The 23,390-nt window shown below is 61.9% G+C and carries 15 protein-coding genes and 6 pseudogenes; 20 read left to right on the forward strand and 1 reads right to left on the reverse strand.

Annotated features, from left to right (window positions below; translation table 11 throughout):
- Nucleotides 1–255: 255 nt before the first annotated feature.
- From LJU32_05365 to LJU32_05380, 4 genes and pseudogenes are all read left to right on the forward strand, one after another.
- Nucleotides 256–1,152, forward strand: a complete 897-nt coding sequence (locus tag LJU32_05365) for a TauD/TfdA family dioxygenase (GenBank protein ID WKV89777.1) — start codon at nucleotides 256–258, stop codon at nucleotides 1,150–1,152.
- 17 nt (nucleotides 1,153–1,169) lie between these two features.
- Nucleotides 1,170–2,030, forward strand: coding sequence for an ABC transporter ATP-binding protein (locus LJU32_05370; GenBank protein WKV89778.1), 861 nt, complete (start codon nucleotides 1,170–1,172; stop codon nucleotides 2,028–2,030).
- A 20-nt stretch (nucleotides 2,031–2,050) separates the two neighbouring features.
- Nucleotides 2,051–2,916: pseudogene (locus LJU32_05375) on the forward strand (ABC transporter permease).
- 173 nt (nucleotides 2,917–3,089) lie between these two features.
- On the forward strand, nucleotides 3,090–4,007 hold the full coding sequence (locus LJU32_05380; GenBank protein ID WKV89779.1) for a LysR family transcriptional regulator: 918 nt from the start codon (nucleotides 3,090–3,092) through the stop codon (nucleotides 4,005–4,007).
- Between the two features lie 21 nt (nucleotides 4,008–4,028).
- Here the strand turns inward: LJU32_05380 and LJU32_05385 are convergent.
- Nucleotides 4,029–4,181, reverse strand: a pseudogene (locus LJU32_05385) (DUF4381 domain-containing protein).
- Between the two features lie 54 nt (nucleotides 4,182–4,235).
- On the opposite strand from LJU32_05385, the gene LJU32_05390 reads away from it, so the two are divergent.
- From LJU32_05390 to pgaD, 16 genes and pseudogenes are all read left to right on the forward strand, one after another.
- Complete coding sequence (locus tag LJU32_05390; protein ID WKV91041.1) at nucleotides 4,236–5,768, forward strand: MFS transporter; 1,533 nt, start codon at nucleotides 4,236–4,238, stop codon at nucleotides 5,766–5,768.
- A gap of 26 nt (nucleotides 5,769–5,794) precedes the next feature.
- A complete protein-coding gene (locus tag LJU32_05395) occupies nucleotides 5,795–6,862 on the forward strand; it encodes an HlyD family secretion protein (GenBank protein ID WKV89780.1) in 1,068 nt (355 codons plus the stop codon).
- Nucleotides 6,859–8,455 (forward strand): annotated as a pseudogene (locus tag LJU32_05400) (efflux transporter outer membrane subunit). The gene LJU32_05395 and the pseudogene LJU32_05400 overlap by 4 nt, the downstream one beginning before the upstream one ends.
- Nucleotides 8,456–8,533: 78 nt before the next feature.
- Nucleotides 8,534–8,785, forward strand: a complete 252-nt coding sequence (locus LJU32_05405) for a DUF2789 domain-containing protein (protein WKV89781.1) — start codon at nucleotides 8,534–8,536, stop codon at nucleotides 8,783–8,785.
- Between the two features lie 82 nt (nucleotides 8,786–8,867).
- A complete protein-coding gene (locus LJU32_05410) occupies nucleotides 8,868–9,116 on the forward strand; it encodes a hypothetical protein (protein WKV89782.1) in 249 nt (82 codons plus the stop codon).
- A 123-nt stretch (nucleotides 9,117–9,239) separates the two neighbouring features.
- A complete protein-coding gene (locus LJU32_05415; GenBank protein ID WKV91042.1) occupies nucleotides 9,240–9,668 on the forward strand; it encodes a winged helix DNA-binding protein in 429 nt (142 codons plus the stop codon).
- A complete protein-coding gene (locus LJU32_05420; GenBank protein ID WKV89783.1) occupies nucleotides 9,665–11,728 on the forward strand; it encodes an FUSC family protein in 2,064 nt (687 codons plus the stop codon). The genes LJU32_05415 and LJU32_05420 overlap by 4 nt, the downstream gene beginning before the upstream one ends.
- Nucleotides 11,725–11,934 carry a DUF1656 domain-containing protein gene (locus LJU32_05425; GenBank protein ID WKV89784.1) on the forward strand — a complete coding sequence of 70 codons (210 nt, stop codon included), beginning with the start codon at nucleotides 11,725–11,727 and terminating at the stop codon, nucleotides 11,932–11,934. Before LJU32_05420 ends, LJU32_05425 begins: the two co-directional genes overlap by 4 nt.
- Nucleotides 11,931–12,818 (forward strand): HlyD family secretion protein, encoded by an 888-nt coding sequence (locus LJU32_05430; GenBank protein ID WKV89785.1) that lies wholly within the window; start codon nucleotides 11,931–11,933, stop codon nucleotides 12,816–12,818. Before LJU32_05425 ends, LJU32_05430 begins: the two co-directional genes overlap by 4 nt.
- Nucleotides 12,815–14,257 (forward strand): TolC family protein, encoded by a 1,443-nt coding sequence (locus LJU32_05435; protein WKV89786.1) that lies wholly within the window; start codon nucleotides 12,815–12,817, stop codon nucleotides 14,255–14,257. Before LJU32_05430 ends, LJU32_05435 begins: the two co-directional genes overlap by 4 nt.
- Before the next feature lie 92 nt (nucleotides 14,258–14,349).
- A pseudogene (locus tag LJU32_05440) lies at nucleotides 14,350–14,984 on the forward strand (NADH:ubiquinone oxidoreductase subunit N).
- A gap of 289 nt (nucleotides 14,985–15,273) precedes the next feature.
- A pseudogene (locus LJU32_05445) lies at nucleotides 15,274–16,778 on the forward strand (YdgA family protein).
- 236 nt (nucleotides 16,779–17,014) lie between these two features.
- Nucleotides 17,015–19,495 carry a poly-beta-1,6 N-acetyl-D-glucosamine export porin PgaA gene (pgaA, locus tag LJU32_05450; GenBank protein ID WKV89787.1) on the forward strand — a complete coding sequence of 827 codons (2,481 nt, stop codon included), beginning with the start codon at nucleotides 17,015–17,017 and terminating at the stop codon, nucleotides 19,493–19,495.
- A 12-nt stretch (nucleotides 19,496–19,507) separates the two neighbouring features.
- A pseudogene (gene pgaB / locus LJU32_05455) lies at nucleotides 19,508–21,504 on the forward strand (poly-beta-1,6-N-acetyl-D-glucosamine N-deacetylase PgaB).
- A 1-nt stretch (nucleotide 21,505) separates the two neighbouring features.
- A complete protein-coding gene (pgaC, locus tag LJU32_05460; protein ID WKV89788.1) occupies nucleotides 21,506–22,861 on the forward strand; it encodes a poly-beta-1,6 N-acetyl-D-glucosamine synthase in 1,356 nt (451 codons plus the stop codon).
- Nucleotides 22,858–23,379, forward strand: coding sequence for a poly-beta-1,6-N-acetyl-D-glucosamine biosynthesis protein PgaD (gene pgaD, locus LJU32_05465; protein WKV89789.1), 522 nt, complete (start codon nucleotides 22,858–22,860; stop codon nucleotides 23,377–23,379). Before pgaC ends, pgaD begins: the two co-directional genes overlap by 4 nt.
- The last annotated feature ends 11 nt before the right edge of the window (nucleotides 23,380–23,390 follow it).

The following is a 23,390-nucleotide window of genomic DNA, read 5'->3' on the forward strand; positions in this document are numbered from 1 at the left end:
CTTGCCCGCGAAGGCGTCTTTCGAAGCGCTACATATCCGTCGGTAAGTGACAAAAATGGTCACCCACCCCTCACCAATCGCCATATCGTTATTCATTAACGGTATTTAATTTCCAATTCTTATAGCTATAAAGTCACCCGCCTGCGTACCTGCCGACCAATCGGCGCGCCGCACGACCTGAACCGACACGCAATCCAGCGTGAGTGTCTGATCGACGAGCGCGTCCGTGAGCGCGCCGTGCGTGGGAGATGATTGATGTCCGCCGCTACTGCCACCGAAAGCGCCGCAATTGCCGCGCCGCAAATCTTCGAAATTCGTCCCTTCAGCGGTGCCGTCGGCGCCGAGATCGTTGGCCTCGACCTCAGCCGGCCGGTCAATGATCAGGACTTCGCGCGCATTCACCGCGCGCACCTGGATCACCATGTCGTGGTCTTTCGCGATCAGCAGATCACCCCGCAACAGCAAATCGATTTCAGCCGCCGCTTCGGCGTGTTGCAGATCCATGTGCTCAAGCAATTCCTGCTGGCCAACCACCCGGAAATTCTCATCGTTTCCAACATCATCGAGAATGGCCAGAACATCGGTCTCGGTGATGCCGGCAAGTTCTGGCATTCCGATCTTTCCTATAAAGAGCTGCCGAGCCTCGGCTCGATGCTGCACGCTCAGGAGCTGCCCGCCGAGGGCGGCGACACGCTGTTTGCCGACATGCACAAAGCCTGGGACGACTTGCCCGCTGCGTTGCGCACTGCGGTCGAAGGACGCTCTGCCGCGCATTCCTACACAGCGCGCTACAGTGAAACCAAATTCGAAGGCAACTGGCGCCCGACCCTGACCCCGGAACAGTTGGCTCAGGTCGCTGAAGTAGTGCATCCGGTGGTGCGCACCCATCCGGAAAACGGCCGCAAGGCCTTGTTCGTCAGCGAAGGCTTCACCACGCGCATCGTCGGTCTGCCGGAAGACGAGAGCCGCCAGTTGCTCGGCGAACTCTTCGCTCACAGCGTGCTGCCGCAAAACATCTACCGCCATCAGTGGGAACCGCACGATCTGGTGTTCTGGGACAACCGTTCGCTGATCCACCTCGCCGCCGGCTGCCCTGCGCATCTGCGCCGCAAGCTGTATCGCACGACTATCCAGGGCGACGCGCCTTTCTGATTTGCCGGAGATCGACCATGAACGCCCCTTTGCCAGGCCACGCGGCCAGCAACCCGATCGCCCGCAGCGAAGCGTTGCTGGCCGTCGATCACGTCAGCCTCGAATACCGCACGCCGCAGCGGGTGGTGCGCGCTACCCATCAAGTCAGTTTCGCCGTCGACCCGGCTGACCGGTTCGTCCTGCTTGGCCCGTCCGGTTGCGGGAAATCGACCTTGCTCAAGGCTGTCGCCGGATTCATCCAGCCTTGCGAAGGCGAGATCCGCCTGCAAGGCCAGCGCGTCGATGCGCCGGGGCCGGACCGCATTGTGGTGTTTCAGGAATTCGACCAGTTGCCGCCGTGGAAAACCGTCAAGCAGAACGTGATGTTCCCGCTGCTCGCCTCGCGCACCTTGAACAAGAAAGAAGCCGAAGAGCGTGCGTTGCACTATCTGGAAAAGGTCGGCCTCGCAGCGTTCGCCGACGCCTATCCACACACCTTGTCCGGCGGCATGAAAGCACGGGTGGCGATCGCCCGGGCCTTGGCCATGCAGCCGAAAATTCTTTTGATGGACGAACCCTTCGCTGCACTCGATGCGTTGACCCGCCGCAAGATGCAGGAGGAGTTGCTGCTGCTCTGGGAAGAGGTTCGTTTCACCCTGCTGTTCGTCACTCATTCGATCGAAGAAGCCTTGGTGATCGGCAATCGCATCCTCTTGCTGTCGCCGCATCCGGGGCGGGTGCGCGCCGAAGTGCACAGCCATCAATACGATCTGCACAGCCTCGGCGGCGTGGCGTTTCAGGAATCGGCGCGGCGCATTCATCGTCTGCTGTTCGATGAGGGCCAGGCGCCGGAGACCGAACGTGATCACCACTTCAACGACATTCGCATCGCCTATTGAACGGCCAGGAGGTCTACCCGATGAGCCATTCATCATCCGTGCGTGAAGAATTCGAAACCGTGCTCGAGCCGCTGACCGCAGTGCCGGTCGAGCGCGAATTGCCGCTTGCGACGCGCCTTTGGCAACAGGGCTGGCTGCGCAAAAGCCTGATCCTGATCGTGCTGGCGATCATCTGGGAAGTGGTCGCGCGGATTCAGAACAACGACCTGATGCTGCCGAGTTTTTGCAAACCGCGCAGGCCCTGTTCGACGGTCTGCTCAGTGGCGAGTTGCTGGCCAAGGTGTGGATATCCCTGGTGGTGCTGATCAAGGGTTACCTGATCGGCATTGTCCTCGCGTTCGCTCTGACGACATTGGCGGTTTCGACCCAGTTGGGACGTGATCTGCTCAGTACGATGACTTCGATGTTCAACCCGTTGCCGGCGATCGCCCTGTTGCCGCTGGCGCTGCTCTGGTTCGGATTGGGGCAGAACAGTCTGATTTTCGTGCTGGTGCATTCGGTGCTGTGGGCGCTGGCGTTGAATACCTATGCCGGATTTCTCGGCGTCTCCGAAACGCTGCGAATGGCCGGGCGCAATTATGGCCTCAAGGGATTGCGTTTGGTCTTGTTCATCCTGATTCCGGCGGCGCTGCCTTCGATTCTCGCCGGTTTGAAGATTGGCTGGGCGTTTGCCTGGCGTACCCTGATCGCCGCCGAACTGGTATTTGGCGCAACCAGTGGCAAGGGCGGGCTGGGCTGGTACATCTTTCAGAATCGCAATGAGCTGTACACCGACAAGGTGTTTGCCGGGTTGGCGGTGGTGATTCTGATTGGCTTGCTGGTGGAGAATCTGGTGTTTGCCACCCTTGAGCGCGTGACCGTCAAGCGCTGGGGAATGCAACGCTGAGATCTTCGTTGGCTGTTCCGGCCTGTTCGCGAGCAGGCTCGCTCCCACATGAGAACGCATTCTAAGGTGGGAGCGAGCCTGCTGCGAAGAGGCCAGCGCTGGCGCCGCCACTCTTTAAGGATGTTTGCTAGCATTGCGCCGTGATCAATCCAGATCAGCCAAGAGTGCTCAGCATGCAACTCCCGGACATGAACCTTCTGGTCGCTCTCGATGCCTTGCTCGACGAGGGCAGTGTGGTCGGTGCGGCACGGCGGATGAACCTCAGCCCGGCGGCCATGAGTCGCACGCTGACGCGGATCCGCGAAGCCATCGGCGATCCGATTCTGGTGCGCGCCGGGCGTGGCCTGGTGCCGACACCCAAGGCTCTCGAGCTGCGCGAACAGGTGCGCGATGTGGTCGAGCAGGCGGCGCTGCTGTTTCGCTCCGCCGACAGCGTCGAGCTGGGTACCTTGCGTCGACGCTTCAGCATTCGCGCCAATGATTTCTTCGTCGGCGTTTACGGCGGCAAGCTGTTCGACACCCTCGACCAACTCGCCCCGCATTGCGAATTGCGCTTCGTCCCGGAAGGCGATGGCGACGATGAGGCGCTGCGCGAAGGACGCATCGATCTGAGCGTCAGCAACACCCGTCCGCTCACGCCAGAAGTGAAGGTGCAGAACCTGTTTTCCACCCATTTCGTCGGCCTGGTGCGCGAAAATCATCCGTTGCTCGATGGCGAAATCACTGCCGAGCGCTACGCCGGTTTTTCCCACATCAGCATGTCGCGGCGTGGCATCGCTCGCGGCCCGATCGACACGGCGTTGAATGCGTTGGGGCTGGAGCGCCGGGTCGCGGTGATCGCGCCAAGTTTCCATGCTGCGATGTTTGCCTTGCCCGACTCCGACCTGATCCTTCCGGTGCCTAAAGAAGCCCTGCTCAGCGTGCGGCGGCTGGGCCTGAAACTGCGTTCATTCGACCTGCCGATTCCACTGCCCATGCTGATGCTGACCCAGGCCTGGCACCCGCGTTTCGACAAGGACCCGGCCCACCGCTGGCTGCGCGAAACCCTCAAGACCTGCTGCGATGAAACGTGGCTGGCGGCACAGCCCTAGCCTTCGGACCGACACAAAACCTTGTGGGAGCGAGCTTGCTCGCGAAAGCGGTAGATCAGTCACAGATGAAGTTGGCTGGCACGACGCCTTCGCGAGCAAGCTCGCTCCCACAGGAAGTTCATTGCTGCACCAGATGCACTTATAACCTGCCGATAAGTCAATTTTCGTCAGCATCAAGCCCCACTAAAATGCTCCGGTATTTTCACCCCCGGAGTTTTCATTCATGACATCCCTGACGGTCACGGCCCCCTTGCCGCGACCAGCCCGGCGACGGCGGCTGCGCCACCGGTGTTCGGGGCGCGGATCATCATTGGTCTGGTCGGCGTGCTGTTGGCCGTGCTGGTCTCGGGCCTCAACGAGATGGTCACCAAAGTCGCACTCGCCGATATTCGCGGTGCGCTGCACATCGGTTACGACGAAGGCACCTGGCTGGTCGCCAGCTACACCGCCACGTCGGTCGCGGCCATGGCCTTCGCGCCGTGGTGCTCGGTGACCTTCTCGCTGCGTCGCTTCACCCTCTGCGCGATCGGCCTGTTTACCCTGCTCGGGGTGCTGTGCCCGTTCGCCCCGAATTACGAAAGTCTGCTGCTGATGCGCATCCTCCAAGGCCTCGCGGGCGGCGCATTGCCGCCGATGTTGATGACCGTTGCGCTGCGCTTCCTCCCGGCGAACATCAAACTGTACGGACTGGCCGGCTACGCACTGACCGCGACTTTCGGCCCGGGACTCGGCACGCCGCTGGCCGGTCTGTGGACTGAATACGTCGGCTGGCAATGGACCTTCTGGCAGATCATCGTGCCGTGCCTGATCGCAATGGCTGCAGTGGCTTACGGATTGCCGCAGGATCCGCTGCGGCTGGAACGTCTCAGGGAGTTCAACTGGAAAGGCCTGCTGCTGGGCTTTCCGGCGATCTGCATGCTGGTGATCGGTCTGTTGCAGGGCAATCGACTGGACTGGTTCGAGTCGAATCTGATCTGTGGATTACTCGGTGCCGGTTCGCTGCTGCTGGTGGCTTTTATAATCAATGAATGGTCGCAGCCGATTCCGTTTTTCAAACTGCAGATGCTCGGCATCCGCAACCTGTTGTTCGCCCTGATCACCCTTGCAGGGGTGCTGATCGTGCTGCTGGCGGTGGTGCTGATTCCGTCGAGTTATCTGGCCCAGGTGCAGGGCTATCGTCCGGCGCAAACCGCGCCGATCATGCTCATTGCCGCGCTGCCGCAATTGATCGCGCTGCCGCTGGTGGCCGCGCTGTGCAATTTGCGCTGGGTCGATTGCCGCTGGGTGCTCGGCATTGGGCTGGGCATGCTCGCGCTGTCCTGCCTGGGCGGTTCGCACCTGACTTCGGCGTGGATTCGCGACGATTTCTACGTGCTGCAATGGCTGCAGATTTTCGGCCAGCCGATGGCGGTGTTGCCGCTGTTGATGTTGTCGACCGGTAGTATCACGCCGATGGAAGGGCCGTTCGCGTCGGCGTGGTTCAACACCGTCAAAGGCCTGGCCGCGGTGGTTGCCACCGGCGTCATCGAAGCGCTGACCACATCGCGCCTGCATTTTCATTCGAGCATGTTGGTCGACAGCCTCGGCAATTCGCCGCTGGCCGATCACAGCGATCCGGGCCTCGCCCACCGCTTGCACGAGCAGGCCGTGGTGCTGACTTCGTCCGATTTGTACCTGTGCATGGCTGGCGTCGCCGTGGCGTTGATTCTGCTGATTTTCTGGCTGCCGACGCGGATTTATCCGCCGCGCGCGCCGTCCTGATTGCTGCACTGAAACTGAAGGTTTTTATGACTCAATCCAAGCAAAAACTCGCGGTGGCCGTGGCTGCCGCGCTGGCGGTGGGCGTGCTGGTGTACCTGGCGATGCCCGGGCTTTTCGGCCACCGCACCGAGCAAACCACCAATGACGCGTTTGTCTCGGCCGACTACACGCTGGTGGTGCCGCGCGTGGCCGGGTTCATCAAGCAGGTGCTGGTCGAAGACAACCAACAGGTCAAGGCCGGGCAGTTGCTGGCGCTGATCGATGACCGTGATTTGCGCGCAGCGGCGGAAGCGGCGGATGCGCAAACCCTGGTCGCGCGTGCGCAGTTGCAGAACGCCAACGCGACCCTGGAGCGTCAGGCTTCGCTGATTGCTCAAGCGCAGGCCGCAGTGGTCTCGGCCAAAGCGGAAATGGCCTTCGCGCAACAGGAACTGAACCGCTACAACCACCTCGCCGGTGTCGGCGCCGGCACCGTGCAGAACGCGCAGCAGGCGCGCACGCGCATCGATCAGGCGTCGGCGCGCCTCGACACCGCGACCGCGAAGTTGGCGGCCGAACGCAAGCAGGTCGAGATTCTCACCGCCCAGCGCAACGCCGCCGAAGGCAATCTGAAACATGCGCAGGCGGCGCTGGAGATCGCCAGTTTCAACCTGTCCTATACGCGCATCACCGCGCCGCAGGACGGCATGATCGGCGAGCGTGCGGTGCGTGTCGGGGCTTACGTCACGCCGGGCAGCAAGCTGTTGGCGGTGGTGCCGTTGCAACAGGCCTACGTGGTCGCCAACTTTCAGGAAACCCAGTTGACCGATGTGCAGCCCGGGCAAGATGTGCAAGTGCGGGTCGACAGCCTCGGCGGCGAAGCCCTGACTGGCCGCGTCGAGAGCATTGCGCCGGCAACGGGCGTGACCTTCGCGGCGGTGAAACCGGATAACGCGACGGGAAATTTCACCAAAGTGGTGCAGCGGATTCCGGTGAAGATCGTGCTGGAGCCGGGCCAGCCACTGACCGAGCGCTTGCGGGTGGGGATGTCGGTCGAGGCGAGTATTGATACCGCCAGCTCAAAGGCGTCCGGGCGCGAGGTGACGCAGCGATGATCGGTGTTGAATCGGCTGGCCTCATCGCTGGCAAGCCAGCTCCCACAGGGGGCATTGGCAGGCTGAACCATTTTGCACAACCTGCACAATCTTTGTGGGAGCTGGCTTGCCAGCGACGGGGGCATTGGCAGCAACTCACCCTGAGTGCCTTGCTCACAATCAGTCTCAGCGCCTGCACCGTCGGCCCAGACTTCCAGAAACCCGAAGCCGCTCAACCTGCCGACTGGACCAAACCGAGCCAATCCGCGCCAAGCCAGGCCGTCAGCGCACCCTTGAACGAACGCTGGTGGGAAACCTTCCACGACCCGCAGCTGTCCGCGCTGACCCAGCGCGCGCTGAACAGCAACCTCGACCTGCAGCTGGCCAGCAGCCGCCTGCAACAAAGCCGCGCCGCGCGCCAGGTGATCACCGCCGAGCGTTATCCGAACAGCTCTGCTACCGGCAGTTACGGGCGCAAACGCAACAGTGGCAAAGGCTTGAACGATCCATCGGGCAATAACGGCGACGAGGCCTTCAACCTGTGGGATGCCGGTTTCTCCGCCTCATGGGAGCTGGACTTCTGGGGGCGCGTGCGCCGTGAAACTGAAGCCGCCGATGCCAATCTCGAAGTGGCGGAAAATGATCGTCGTGGTGTGCTGCTGACAGTACTCGCCGACACCGCGCAAAACTACATTCAGCTGCGCGGGGTGCAGAACACCCGTGCCGTCACCGAGCAGAGACCTCGACGTCGCCCGGCATAGCCTGAAACTCTCGCAGCTGCGGCTGGCCGATGGCGTCGCGACCGATCTCGACGTCGCCGAAGCCGCCGCGCAAGTCGCCGCCATCGAAGCACGCCTGCCAGCGCTGGAGCAGCGTCAGTCGCAACTGATCAACGCGATCAGTCTGTTGATGGGCGAACCACCGCAGGCCCTCGCTCAAGCGTTATCCACAGACGCGGCAGTGCCGCAGTCGCCACTGCAAGTCGCCATCGGTCTGCCGTCGCAATTGGCCGAACGTCGTCCGGATATCCGCCAGGCCGAAGCGCGTCTGCACGCCGCCACCGCCAACATCGGCGTGGCCAAGGGCGATTTCTATCCGCGCATTACCCTGTCCGGCAACCTCGGTTCACAGGCCATGCAGCTGAGCGATTTCGGTTCATGGGGCTCGCGTGCCTTCGGCATCGGCCCGCAATTCAGCCTGCCGTTATTCGACGGCGGTCGCCTGCGCGGGATGCTGCAATTGCGTGAAGCTCAGCAGCAGGAAGCAGCCATCGCCTACCAGCAAACCGTGCTGCGCGCCTGGCATGAAATCGATGATCAACTGACCGCCTACAACGCCAGTCAGCGCCGTCGTGACAGCCTCGCCGAAGCCGTGCGCCAGAACCAGATCGCCCTGCGCACCGCGCAACAGCAATACGTCGAAGGCGTGGTCGATTTCGTCAACGTCCTCACCGTGCAGAGCGCTTTGCTCGCCACTCAGGAGCAATGGGTGGAAAGCTCGACCGGCGTGTCCCTGGCGATGGTCGGGTTGTACAAAGCGTTGGGCGGCGGATGGCAATCGGTCTATCCGGCCGCGCAACTGGCCGCAGGCTCACCTGACCTCGCCAGACCCTGAACCCGCAGCGACAGCTATGATCAACTCCACTGCAGCGAACGGCGCAACGCCGGACCTGAATTGCAGAGGAGTTGCATCATGGAAAATCCGCAGCACAGCCTACCGGCCCTGTTCAAACAACTCGGCCTCGCCGACGACCCGACCGGCATCGACCAATTCATCGCCACCCATTCGCCGCTCAAGCCGGATTTGCATCTGGCCGACGCGTTTTTCTGGACGGAAAGCCAGGCGCAGTTCTTGCGCGAGGAGATTCTCGACGATGCGGATTGGGCGGAGGTGGTGGATCAGTTGAATGTGATGTTGCGTAAGGGGCGCGGTGCATCGAGCTAAGGCAAACCCCACTTACAGAATGCGTGAGAGATAGAGACCGCATTGCAGTAGTGTCGCAGCTCTAAGAGCTGGAGAGTTGAGCATGAAATCCTTTTTGCCAATCCAATCGACGAGTCTTTTGCAACTGACAGTTTGCCCCGAGACCATTATTGAAACCGCTCAGTTCGGGCCGATTTCCGTTCAGGATCATCAGGGTCAAGCAATCGCGATCCTGATATCAGCCAAGCATTTTAAGGACTTGCTGGACCGTATCGATGATCTCGAATTGGCTTGTGTTGTTCAGGCGCGCCGAGGAGAAATTGGTCGCCCTGTCGAGATTGATGAAATATAGGACGGTCTTCAGCGGAAAGATTTGTTTCAAAACTTGACTGAAATTCCCCTCAAATGCGATATTGATAGTTAGCAAACTAACAGTGTCAGTTATCCCGTGTCCGATTCCCTCGACAGTCTCCAGATGAACATCAGCAGCGCCATGGTGGTGGCCGCCCGGCATTGGCGGAAGATCTGCCAGACCACGCTGGTCAACTATGGAATTTCCGAAGCCTGCGCCGTGCCCTTGTTGATGATCGGCCGCTTGGGCGAGGGCGTGCGTCAGGTACAAGTCGCCCAGGCTGCGGGGATGGAGAGTCCTTCGCTGGTGCGCTTGCTCGATCAGCTGTGCCACGCCGGTTACGTCTGTCGCACCGAAGATGCGCAGGATCGCCGGGCCAAGTGCCTGAGCCTGACCGATACCGGCCGCGAGCTGGTGCAAGCGGTGGAGGCCGAGCTGGTGCGCTTGCGCCACGAAGTGCTGGAAGGCATCGAACGCAGCGATCTGGAAGCTACGCTTCGGGTACTGAGGGCTTTTGAGGCGGCGAGTTCGCCTGTGGTGGTCAACTCTTGAACGGTTTTTTCACTGGCATGCCGCCGGCCCGTGACTGGTTTTACGGGGTCCGTACTTTTGCAGCGTCGATGATTGCGCTGTACATCGCCTTGCTCATGCAAATGCCGCGTCCGTATTGGGCGATGGCCACGGTGTACATTGTCTCCAGCCCGTTTCTCGGCCCGACCAGTTCAAAAGCGCTGTACCGCGCGGCGGGCACTTTCCTGGGCGCGGCGGCGGCGGTGCTCTTCGTGCCGATGTTCGTACAGAGCCCCTATGTGCTGGTGGTGGTGATCGCGTTGTGGACCGGCATTCTGCTGTTCATGTCCCTGCATCTGCGCACCGCCAACAGCTATGCGCTGATGCTGGCCGGTTACACCTTGCCGCTGATTGCCCTGCCGGTGGTCGATAATCCGCTGGCGGTGTGGGATGTGGCCGAGGCTCGTACCGAAGAGATTTTCCTTGGCATCGCCGTCGCTGCGGTGGTCGGTGCGATGTTCTGGCCGCGTCGGCTGGCGCCGGTGTTCAACGATGCCGTGAGCAAGTGGTTCGCCGATGCGACGAGCTACAGCCTGAAGTTTCTCAGCCGCGATGTGCAGCCGGAAGAAGTCACCGCGCTGCGCATGGCCATGGTCGCCAATTTCAACAGCCTCGAGTTGATGATCGGCCAGTTGCCCCACGAAGGCGCGCGGCCACAAACCGTGCGCAACACCAAGGAACTGCGCGGGCGGATGATTCACCTGTTGCCGGTGATCGATGCCCTCGAGGATTCGCTTTACGCCCTCGAACGTCGCACCCCGGAACTGGTGGAGAAATTCCAGCCGTTGCTGACCGCGACCCGGGAATGGCTGGGCCACGCGGACGCCAATCTCGAGCGCTGGCAAGCACTCAGAGATCAACTTGACGCGTTGCAACCGAGCGCCGAAGCGCTGGAGGAGCGCAAGCAGTTGCTGTTCTCCAACGCCATCTACCGCCTCGGTGAATTCATCGATCTGTGGCAGGACTGCCGCAGCCTGCAGGATGCGATTCTGTGCGAGCGCCAGGACAGCTGGCGCGCGGTGTACCGGCACTGGCGCCTGGGCCGGTTGACGCCGTTCATCGATCGCGGGCTGATGCTTTACTCGGTGACCTCGACCATTCTGGCGATCATTGTTGCTTCGGTGCTGTGGATCCTGCTCGGCTGGCCGGACGGCGGCAGCGCGGTGATCCTGGCAGCGGTGGCGTGCAGCTTCTTTGCCTCGATGGACGACCCGGCGCCGCAGATTTACCGGTTCTTTTTCTGGACCGGGATGTCGGTGCTGTTCGCCAGCCTTTACCTGTTTCTGATTCTGCCCAACCTGCACGATTTCCCGATGCTGGTGCTGGCGTTTGCCGTGCCGTTCATTTGCGTCGGCACGCTGACCGTGCAGCCGCGATTCTACCTCGGCATGCTGCTGACGCTGGTCAATACCTCGTCGTTCATCAGTATTCAGGGTGCTTACGACGCGGACTTTTTCGCCTTTGCTAACTCCAACCTCGCCGGGCCGCTGGGGCTGTTGTTCGCTTTCATCTGGACGCTGGTGGCGCGACCGTTCGGCGCCGAGCTGGCGGCCAAGCGTCTGACCCGGTTCAGCTGGAAAGACATCGTCAGCATGACCGAGCCGGCCAGTCTCGCCGAGCATCGACATTTGGGCGTGCAGTTGCTCGATCGGCTGATGCAGCACCTGCCGCGTCTGGCCCTGACCGGTCAGGACACCGGCATCGCCATGCGCGAAGTGCGTGTCGGTCTGAATATGCTCGATCTGCTTGCCTACACCCCGCGCGTCACTGGCGTGCCAAACGCCCTGCTGCGACAAGTGGTGAGCGAGGTCGGCGAGTATTTCCGCGCGTGCCTCAAAGCCGACGAACGCCTGCCGGCACCGAGCGGTCTGCTGATGACACTCGATCGTACCCGCCGAGCGCTGAACGGCCAGGGCGACGATGAAACCCGTCGACACCTTTTGCACGCCTTGAGCGGTCTGCGTCTGGCCTTGCTGCCCGGCGTCGAGTTCGTCTCCAGCGCCGAGCCCGAAGAACCGCTGCCCGATGGAGCGCCCCTATGATCGGTGATCTGGATATCAGCGGCATTTTCCTGCCGACCCTGCTGGTGCTGATGGGCATTACTTACGTGCTGTTTTTGTTGGTGCATGGCGTGCTGCAACGCCTGCACTTTTACCGTCTGGTCTGGCACCGGGCATTGTTCAACGTGGCGCTCTACGCCGTGCTGCTGTACGGCGTGGACTCACTCAGTCGATACCTGATGACATGAAAAAACCGTTTCTGACCATCGGTCGCGTGGTCCTGACCCTGCTGATCGTGACTTTTGCCGTTGTCCTCGTCTGGCGCATGGTGATGTATTACATGTTCGCGCCGTGGACGCGCGACGGCCACATTCGCGCCGACATCATCCAGATCGCCCCGGACGTGTCCGGGTTGATCCAGCAGGTCGAGGTAAAGGACAACCAGTTGATCAAGCGTGGCCAGGTGCTGTTCAGCATCGACCAGGATCGCTTCAAACTGGCCCTGCGCCAGGCCAAGGCCGCCGTTGCCGATCGCGAAGAAACCCTCGCCCAGGCCCAGCGTGAAGCCAAGCGTAACCGTGGCCTCGGCAATCTGGTGCCGGCCGAACAGCTGGAAGAAAGCCAGTCGCGCGTCGCCCGTGCACAGTCGGCATTGGCCGAAGCCTTGGTGGCGGTCGACAGTGCGCAGCTCAACCTCGATCGCTCGGTGATCCGCAGCCCGGTCGACGGTTACGTCAACGACCGCGCGCCGCGTCCGCAGGAATTCGTCACCGCCGGGCGCCCGGTGTTGTCGGTGGTCGACAGCAACTCCTTCCACATCGACGGCTATTTTGAAGAAACCAAACTCGACGGCATCCACGTCGGGCAATCGGTGGATATTCGCGTGATCGGCGACCGCGCGCGGTTGCGCGGACATGTCGAAAGTATCGTCGCCGGCATCGAAGACCGCGACCGCACCAGCGGCAGCAACCTGCTGCCCAACGTCAACCCGGCGTTCAGTTGGGTACGCCTGGCGCAGCGGATTCCGGTGCGCATCGCTTTTGATGAGGTGCCGGCCGACTTCCGCATGATCGCCGGGCGTACCGCCACCGTGTCGATCATCGACGACCAGCATGAGGAGCCGCAGCCATGAGCAGGGCCTGGTTGATCGCCGGGTTGGGCGTGATGCTCTCGGCCTGTCAGATGGTCGGCCCGGATTATCAGGTGCCCGCCGACGCGGCGGTGCAGCGCATGGATATTCAGGGCGAGCTGGCAGTCGCCGGCAAACCGGTAATCTCGGCGCCGGTGCCGACCGACTGGTGGCGGCTGTATAAAGACCCGCGCCTTGATCAACTGGTGCAGCAGGCCATGGCTTCCAATACCGACCTGCGCGTGGCGGCGGCGAACCTGTCGCGGGCACGTGCTCAGGTGGATGAAGCCGAGGCCGCTGGTGGCTGGAGCGGCGGGGTGAAAATGGGCGCGCAACGTTTGCAGGAATCCGGTCAAGCGTTCCTGCTGCCGGAGAAAGTCCCGGTGGCCAACATTGCCGATATCGGCATCAGCGCTTCGTACCAGTTCGACCTGTGGGGCACCTTGCAACGCGGCATCGAAGCGGCCAAAGCCAATGCCGATGCGACTCAGGCCGCCGCCGACACGGCGCGCATCACTTTGGTGGCGGACGTGGTTCGTGCTTACACCCAGGTCTGCGCAGCCAACGAAGAGCGGGAAATCGCCGAGCACTCTCTCGATCTGCAATCGCAGAGCACCACGCTGATCCAGCGTCTGCGTGACGCCGGGCGGGGCGACGAGACCCAGGTCACCCGTTCGCAGACCCAATTCAAATCCCTGCGCGCCGACTTGCCGCGCTATGAAGCAGCGCGTCAGGCCGGGCTGTTCCGTCTGTCGATGCTGCTGGCCAAACCGGTCGAACAGTTGCCGGCAGGTACCGCCAGTTGCGCCGAGTTGCCGAAGATCGCGCAACTGGTGCCGGTCGGTGACGGCGCTGCGCTGCTCAAGCGCCGCCCGGATATTCGTCAGGCCGAGCGGCGTCTCGCAGCGGCAACCGCCGGCATCGGCATCGCCACCGGTGAGCTGTACCCGGACATCAGCATCGGCGCGACCATCGGCACCGTCGGCATCATTGATGACCTTGGCGACCCGTCGACCAACCGCTGGGGCTTTGGCCCGTCGCTGAGCTGGAAAGTACCGACCAACGGCGCCCGTGCGCGCATTCGTGAAGCCGAGGCCAACACTCAAGGCGCGCTGGCGCATTTCGACGGCGTGGTGCTCAACGCCATCCGCGAGACCCAGACCGGTCTGGCCCAGTACAGCGCGCTGCTGCAACGCCGCGATGCGCTGGCCGAAGCCGAACAGTCGGCGAAGCTCGCCGCCGAGCAGACGCACCGCTTCTTCCAGGCCGGCCGCGAGTCGTTCCTTGCCGACCTGCAAGCAACCCGCACCTACACTGATGTCACCGCGCAACTGGCCGCCGCCAACACCCAGGTCGCGATGAGCCAGATCGATTTGTTCCTCGCCTTGGGCGGTGGCTGGGAAAGCGGACGAACGAACACCTCGAGCGCCAGCAAACCCTGAGGCCGTTGCTATGCTTTGAAGTGTTGGAGGGGCGCCCCATGCCAAGCGCTCCTGCAATGCACATTGCTCGTGCTGGCCCAGGGAAACCAATAATGAAAAACCCTTACGCTCTCGGCTTCTGGTGCGCTCTGGTGGCACTGGTGCTGCTCTCGGCCACGTATTTCTACGGGATCATGCTGGCCCACCAGATCGATACGGCGATGATCTTCCTCGACAGCGCCGTTGCACTGATCGCAGTGATGGCGATCGTCGTCGTCGCGTGGACCTCGATTCAGCTGCAACGGGTCAAGAAGCGCCAGCTCGAACGGGGCAAGATGCTCGTGCTGATCTGGGACACCAAAGTCGCCCTGCGCCGCGTCGAAACCGTGTTCGACCGCTACTTCTGGGGCAGCTACTGGCAGCCCGGGCGAACCTTCGCCGAAGTCATGGGCGAGCTCACCGGCACGCCGCTGGAAAAAGCCTCGAAGCCCTGAAGAAGCAATGCCTGGAACTCGACAAGCAGATCGCCGATGACGGCTGGCACTGGCTGAACAACGCCCGCGAGCTGTCCGACGTCGCCACGGCCATGGCCCGCGAACGCTATCAGCTGGATTTCTGCGATGTGCGGGCGGATACCACCGGCGGAGCGGTGATCGATCGCGACTTTGAAGTGCTGGTGTATACCTGGACCGCTCGGCTGAAGAGCTTTGATCATCAGCTGGATGAAATCGAGGTTCAGTATTCCTGATTTGCTGTGAATCCACCGACCTCTTCGCGAGCAGGCTCGCTCCCACAGGTACAGCACTGTCCTGGTGGGAGCGAGCCTGCTCGCGAAGAGGCCCGCAAAACACCGAAACTCTTCGCTCCTGCCGACTGTCCATTCCCCCTTAGACACTCTTTAACCTTTAAACATTGGGCCGTCTTCCGCGCCCGGTGCTAATCTCCACCGCTTAATTGCGCACAGTCGAGCCGTGACCCGATCCCGGGTTCAAGGAAGACGACTTCATCCACAGCCACGGAAACCGATCAGGTCATTCATGAATAAATCAGCAGGCGTGCTTCTCGGAATTTTTGTTGCCATTGGCGCGATCAGCGCAGGCGGGGCCTGGTACACCGGGACCAAGATCGAAGGCGTACTGAACAACGCCGTGACCAACGCCAATAAAGAGTTGCAGACCGCCATGGCCGGCTCCAACGGCACCGCGTCGCTGGAACTGGTGTCGCTGGAACGCCACACCTTCACCAGCACTGCGCACTATCGCCTCAAGGGCGAGGGCGAGATGTTCGGCGATGCGCCGGTCGAGCTGCTGTTCGTCGACCACATCGAACACGGCCCGCTGCCGTTCTCGCGTCTGGTTTCGCTGAAGTGGCTGCCGGTCATGGCCACCAGCAACTATGAGCTGGAAAAGAGCCCGTCCACGGAAAAATGGTTCGCCGCCACCAACGGCGCCGCGCCGCTCAAGGGCGTGACCAACATCGGTTACGACGAATCGACCACCAGCACTCTGAATCTGGTGCCGTTCGAAACTGCGCTGGATGAGCAGTCGAGCCTGAAGTTTTCCGGTCTGAGCATGGACATCGCCGCCAGCGCCCAGGCGCAGAAGGTCAAGGCCGACGGCTACATGGATAACCTGAAACTGGTCACCGTGTCGGAAGACCAGGCGCCGGTGCAGGTCGAGCTCAACGGCCTGACCCTGGCCAGCAACCTCGCCAAGAGCAGCTACGGCTACTACACCGGGGAAAACACCCTGGAAGTGACCAGCAGCAAAACCACCTTCGGCGCCAAGCCGATGATGCTGGGCGTGAAGAACTTCGAAATGAAGAACCGCACCGAAGAAAGCGGCAGCAACGCCTCGGGGCGTGCCGACTACAAAATCGGCGAAGTGACGCTCAACGACAAAAAGTCGGTTCGGCGGCCATGGCCATGAGCCTGAAGAACCTCGACATTCCGTCGACCATGTCGCTGATGCAGATCTACCAGACCAAACTGCAGCCGTATGAAAAAGCTGCCGCCGAAGCTGCCGCACAGGGGTTGCCGGCACCGGAGCTGAATCTGACCGAAGCGGAAAACGCCCAGGTCAAAGCCGATCTGCAGAAGTTGCTGGCGGCCGGCCCGCAATTGGCGCTGGAGAATCTGTCGTTCAACACCGCCAACGGTGAAAGCCGCGCCAATCTGGTGATCGACCTGACCAAGCCGCAATCGATGGACCTGCCGCCGGATCAACTCGGCAAGCAACTGATCGCGCTGCTCGACCTGAACATTCAGGTGTCCAAGCCGATGCTCGTCGATTTGCTCAGCGTGCAGGCGCAACTCGATGGCCAGACTGACGCCAAAGCCATCGTCGATCAGTCCAAGGAAGCGGCGGACATGTTCGCCGGCATGGCGGTCGGTTCGCAATTGGCTGTCGCCGACGGCACCAACGTGGTGACCAAACTGCATTACGCGGCCAATCAGGTCGAATTCAACGGCCAGAAAATGACCGTCGAGCAGTTCATCGGCTTCCTGATGAGCAAGTTTGCCGGCGTCACCCAAGAGCAATAAGCCCACCGCGCGCCCTCCAGACGCCCGGCCCCTGTGTGAACAGGCGCCGGGCGTTTTGCTGTACGGGTTTTGTACAGACAGGCCGATTCTGAACAATTATTGCGTTGTGAAAATTCGACTACGCTTGCGTGCAGACTGCCTCACCAAGCTTGGCCGAGGGCTGTCATCGTCGGCCACCGTTACGAATGGGCAAGGAGGGCATTGCGACCCGGCTGGCCATGTAAGGATGCTGACAAATGCCGCGTATTGATGGCCCTGTATTACATCGTGGTTTGCGCCCTTTGTTCCGATTCGCCCTGTGCAGCCAGTTGCTCTGGCCAGTGCTGGCGTTGGCCGACACACCCTACGACGAGATGGTGCGCGATGCCCGCGCCGGGCACTACACGCCTGCGCTGACGGTTTTGCGTCAGGTGCCGCCGGGCCAGGCCAGCGACGGCCAGGTCAGCGATCACCTGCAAATCGCCAGTTGGGCCGGGCTCGATGCCGAAGTGGTTAAGGTCTATGAAACCCAGGGTCGCGACCGCGTCTTGCCGGTGCAGGCACTGACCGCCGCCGCGCGTGCCTATCGCAACCTCAAGCGCTGGGATCAGGCCACCCAGGTCTACAACAAAGCGCTGGCGCTGGAGCCGGACAACGCCGACCTGCAACTGGGCCTCGCGCTGACTCAGGCCGATGCCGGCAAGCCCGATCAGGCCGTCACCCGCGCCCAGGCGCTGGTTGCCGCCAAACCCGATGATCCTTCCCGCCGCCTCGCCTTGGGCTATGCCCTCGGCCGCGCCGGCAAACAATACGATGCGCTGTTTGAATTCGATCAAGCCTTCATCCGCGCCGGCAACAAACCGGAAGTCGCCCGCGAGTACGTGGTCGCCCTGCAAAAGGCCCGTCTGCCTGAACCGGCGCTGCGTCTGGCCAGTCAACGTCCCGGTTTGATTGATCCGGTGACCTTGCGCCGGCTCGAAGGTGATCTCGCCGCCGAACGCGTGCGCCTTGCCGAACTGGCCACCCGCAGCGAAAAGGAACGCTACGTCATTGCCGACCGCGCGCTGGCCGATTACGACAAATTGCTCGCGACCTGGACGCCCGACGCCACTGCCCACGACGACGTAACGCGCTGGCGCATCGACCGCATGGGCGCGCTCAAGGCCCGGGCGCGCACCGCCGACGTCATCAGCGAATATCAAAAGCTGCAAGCCGAGGGCGTGCAGATTGCGACCTATGCCCTGCGTTGGGTTGCAGCGTCTTATCTCGATCAGCGTGAGCCGGAGATTGCCACCGATCTGTATCGCCAAGTGCTGTCGGCGCCGGACGCCGACGCCGGTGATCGCTTCGAGGACAGCACTGCGCTGTACTACTCGCTGCTGGAAAGCGATCGCGCCGACGAAGCGCGCAAGGTCGCCGAAGACGCAGCAAAAGCCCAGCGCCCGCGCGTCGAGCTCAAGGGGCTGCCAATCGGCAACCCCAACGATGAATGGATGGACGCCCAGCAACTCGCGGCGCAGGCCGGCACTTACAGTTCCGATCTGCCCCACGGCGAAGAGCGGCTGCAGACCCTGATCGAGCAGGCGCCGGGCAACCTTGGCTTGCGTCTGGCTCAGGCCGATCTCTACCTCGCCCGCCAATGGCCACGCCGCGCGGAAAGCCAACTCAAGGAAGCCGAGAGCGCGGCACCGCGCGATGCCGGTCTGGAGGTCGCTCAGGCGCGCACCGCAATGGAATTGCAGGAGTGGCGGCAGAACGATGCGCTGGTCGACGATGTGGTCGCGCGCTATCCGGACAACCGTCAGGTGCAGCGTCTGGCCCGCGAACGGGAAGTGCATGACATGGCCGAACTGCGCGTCGAAGCCTACGGCGGCAAAGCCAACGGTGGCGGCAGTGGCGACGCCGGTGCGGTCAGCGGCAGCCGTGATTTCGGTATCCAGAGCACGCTGTACAGCCCGCCGATCAATGAAGACTGGCGAGTGTTCGCCGGTGCCGGTTATGCCACCGGTGATTTCGCCGAAGGCACCGGCCACCATCGTTTCCAGCGTGTCGGCCTGGAGCGGCGTACCCGTGACATGACCCTCGAAGCCGAAGTGTCGAATCACGATTACGGCTTCGGTGACAAACAGGGCGCGCGCCTGGCGATTGCCCGCGACATCAACGATCACTGGCAATACGGCGGCAGCCTCGAATACCTCTCGGCGGAAACGCCGCTGCGCGCGCTCAACAGCGACATCAAAGCCAACGGCGGCAGTGCGTTCTTGCGCTGGCGCGCCAACGAAAGCCGCGAGTGGCGCGTGTCGGTCAGCCCGTCGCATTTCAGCGATGGCAACAACCGTGTCGAAGCGTTGGTCACCGGGCGCGAAGGTCTCTACAGCGCGCCGAACATCCAGGTCGACGCCGGTCTGGAAGTCGGCACCAGCCACAACTCGAAATCCGATGACGTGCCCTACTTCAACCCGAAGTCGGACTTCAGCGTGATGCCGCTGGTCAACGTCAACCACGTGCTCTACCACCGCTACGAGACTTCCTGGAGCCAGCAGTTCCAGGCCGGCGCCGGCACCTACAGCCAACGCGACCACGGCACCGGCGGCATGGCGTTGCTCGGTTATGGCCAACGGTACGCCTGGAACGACGTGTTCGATGTGGGCGGCATGTTCAGTGTGATCAACCGGCCTTATGACGGTGATCGGGAAACTGATCTGCGTCTGCTCGTCGACCTCACTTTCCGCTTCTAGAAGAGTTTGAAGATGCCTTTTATCTCGCGTTTCATCCTTCTGCTGGGAGCGCTGCTGCTCAGCGCCTGCGCCCAGCAAGCCCCGGCCTTCGCGCCGCCCTCCGAGCGCCCGGTCGCGGCCAGTGAAAAACCGTGGCCGAAAAATCATGTGCTCGGCATTGCCTACCACGACGTTGAAGACCGTGATCCCGATCAGGCCGTGGTGGCAGTGCGCACCGAGCGCATGATCGAGCAGCTCGCCTGGCTGCGTGAAAACGGCTACAAACCAGTGACCGTCGACCAGATCATGGCCGCTCGCAAGGGTGGTCCGGAATTGCCGGCGAAAGCCGTGCTGCTCAGTTTCGACGACGGCTATGCCAGCTTCTATACCCGCGTCTTGCCGGTGTTGCGTGCGTACAACTGGCACGCCTTGCTGGCGCCGGTCGGCACCTGGATCGATACGCCGCTGAACCAGCCGGTGGACTTCGCCGGCACGCCGCGCAAGCGTTCGGACTTTTGACCTGGGAGCAGGTGCGCGAGATTTCCCGATCGGGGCTGGTGGAAATCGCCGCCCATACAGACGCCAGCCACAAGGGCATCCTTGCCAACCCGCAGGGCAACCTGCAGCCGGCGGCGGCGACGCGGCGCTATGACCCCGTCACCAAGCGCTACGAATCCGAAGCCGACTTCCAGGCACGCATTCGTACCGACGTGAAGACTATTTCGGAGAAGATCCGCAAGGTCACTGGCTACAAACCGCGAGTCTGGGTCTGGCCGTACGGTGCCGCTGACGGCACGTCGCTGAGCGTAGTGGGGGACGAGGGCTATGAAATGGCCCTGACGCTGGACGACGGTCTCGACACCCTCGACAACCTGATGAGCGGGCCGCGCTTTCTCGTGACGTCCGATCCTGACGGCGAGCATTTTGCCAACAGCATCGTCGGCGTGCAGGAAGAGTTGGCGATGCGCGTGGTGCATGTCGATCTGGATAACGTCTACGATCCGGACCCGGCGCAACAGGACATCAACCTCGGCAAACTGGTGCAGCGCATTTCTGACCTGGGCCCCACCACGGTGTTTCTGCAAGCTTTTGCCGACCCCAAGGGCGATGGTCTGGTGCACTCGCTGTACTTCCCCAACCGCCACTTGCCTGTGCGCGCCGACCTCTTCGACCGCGTCGCCTGGCAACTGCGTACCCGCGCTCATGTGAAGGTCTATGCGTGGATGCCGGTGCTGAGTTTCGAGCTGGATTCGAAGCTGCCGCGCGTGACCCGCTGGGACCCGAAAACCGGTACCACATCGGTCGATCCGAAGCAGTACAAACGCCTGTCACCGTTCAATCCCGAGGTGCGCAGGATCATCGGGGAAATCTACGAAGACCTGGCGAGTCTGACCTCGATCGATGGCGTTCTTTACCATGACGACGCGGTGCTGTCGGATTTCGAAGATGCCACTCCAGACGCGTTGAAGGTCTACGCCGCACAAGGCTTGCCGGGTTCGATTGCCGCACTGCGCGACGACCCGGCGGCGATGCAGCGCTGGACGCGTTTCAAGAGCCGCTACCTGATCGACTTCACCAACGAACTCACCGCCAAGGTCCGTGCGATTCGTGGCCCGCAGGTGCTGACCGCGCGCAATATCTTCGCCGAGCCGATGCTCAATCCCGACAGCGAAGCGTGGTTCGCACAGAACCTCGATGACTTCCTCGCTACCTACGACTGGACGGCGCCGATGGCCATGCCGTTGATGGAAAAACAGACGCTGGCCGAGTCCGGCCCGTGGCTGGAAGAACTGGTCGCCACGGTGAAAAAACGTCCCGGCGCGCTCAACCGCACGGTGTTCGAATTGCAGGCGCGCGACTGGAACCAGAAGGATCAGGCCGATATCGATGCCGTGCATCTGGCGGACTGGATGGGCCGGCTCAAGCGTCAGGGCGCGACCAGTTTCGGTTACTACCCGGACAACTTCCTCGACAACCTGCCAGACCTGAAAACCGTAAGGCCTGCACTCTCCAACAAATGGAATCCATAACATGCTGGATAGACTGTTAGCCCTGCTTGTTCTGGCGATTGTCCTTGGCGTTCCGCTGGGGCTGATCTTCGTGGTGACCGGCCAGTTCCTGATGTCGTTCGTGTTCTTCTACCCGCTGTTCATGTCCGGGTTGTGGATCGCTGGCGGTCTGTATTTCTGGCTGCACTGGGAGCGCCACTGGCCGTGGCAGGACGACACGCTGCCGCCGCCACTGGAAGGCGAGCCACTGATTTCGATCCTGATCCCTTGCTACAACGAAGGCGATAATGCGGCCGATACGATTCACGCGGCACTGGCCCAGCACTACCCGAACATTGAAGTGATCGCGATCAATGACGGCTCAAAGGACAACACGGCTGAAGTGCTCGACGCACTGGCCAAGGAAGATCCTCGTTTGCGGGTCCTGCATCTGGCGGAAAACCAGGGCAAGGCTGTGGCCCTGCGCATGGGCGCGATCGCTGCGCGCAGCGAGTATCTGGTGTGCATCGATGGCGACGCCTTGCTGGCGCCGAACACGGCGGCCTATCTGGTCGCGCCGATGCTGGATAACGCGCGTCTTGGCGCGGTGACCGGCAACCCGCGCATCCGCACGCGTTCGACCTTGATCGGGCGGGTGCAGGTCGGCGAGTTCTCCTCGATCATCGGTCTGATCAAGCGTACGCAGCGGGTATTCGGGCGCATCTTTACCGTCTCCGGTGTGATCGTCGCGTTCCGCCGCACCGCACTGAACCGGGTCGGCTACTGGAGCCCGGACATGATCACCGAAGACATCGACATCAGCTGGAAGCTGCAACTGGATCACTGGAGCATCTTCTACGAACCGCGTGCGCTGTGCTGGATCCTCATGCCGGAAACCCTCGGTGGCCTGTGGAAACAGCGTCTGCGCTGGGCACAGGGTGGCGCCGAAGTGCTGTTCAAGAACATTCGCGGCATCTGGCAGTACCGCCATCGCTACCTGTGGCCGCTGCTGTTCGAATACTGTCTGTCCACCGGTTGGGCGTTCACCTTCCTGTTGTCGGTGATTTTCTGGGGCATGGGCAAGTTCATGGTCATGCCGGATGCGATCGCTGTAGATCACTTGATGCCACCGGCCTTCACCGGTCTGTTGCTGGCGGTGGTCTGCCTGATGCAGTTCGCCGTCAGCATCATCATCGATCGGCGCTATGAGCCGGGTCTGGGCAAGACCATGTTCTGGGTGGTCTGGTACCCGCTGGTGTTCTGGCTCGTCAGTCTGCTGACCACGTTGGTCAGTTTCCCCAAAGTGTTGTTCAGCCAACACAAGAAACGCGCGCGCTGGGTCAGTCCTGATCGGGGCATCCGCCCGCTGGGCGACGACCAGGAGGAAGTGATCAAATGAAAATTATCCGCACTCGCCAACGGCCCTTTCTGCTGGTGATCGACGTCATTCTCACGGTTCTGGCCTGGGTTGGTCTGTTGTTTCTGTTGATACGCGGCTTATGGCCGTTGATCGAAACCACCGGCGGCCCGCGCATCGAGCATTCGGCATTCGATGCCTTGGGCACTCTGCAGGTTTATATGTGGGTGGGACTGGTCAACGCAGTGATCCTGATTGGTTGGGCACGTTATCAGCAACGCAAGAGCCGCAGCTTCGCCCAGCGCCGTTTGCCCTCGCCGGTGATTGGTGATGAAGGGCTGAGCAAAAGCTTCAAGCTGTGCGAGGAGCGTTTCCAGAAACTGCGCACGCCCGGGGTCATGACCATCCACAACGACCAGGACGGCGACATCAGCCACGTGGAAACGCATTTCTGGCCGGTACAACAGCAGGCCTTGCCGGCGCCGCTGGAGCAACAGCGGGTGATCTTTCTGCATGCCGAAGAAGATGGCAATCGCGAGCCGGTTAACCGCCTGACCTGATCTTCACTGTA

It is taken from the genome of Pseudomonas sp. B21_DOA, from assembly GCA_030544685.1.
GTDB lineage: Bacteria > Pseudomonadota > Gammaproteobacteria > Pseudomonadales > Pseudomonadaceae > Aquipseudomonas > Aquipseudomonas fluorescens_AO.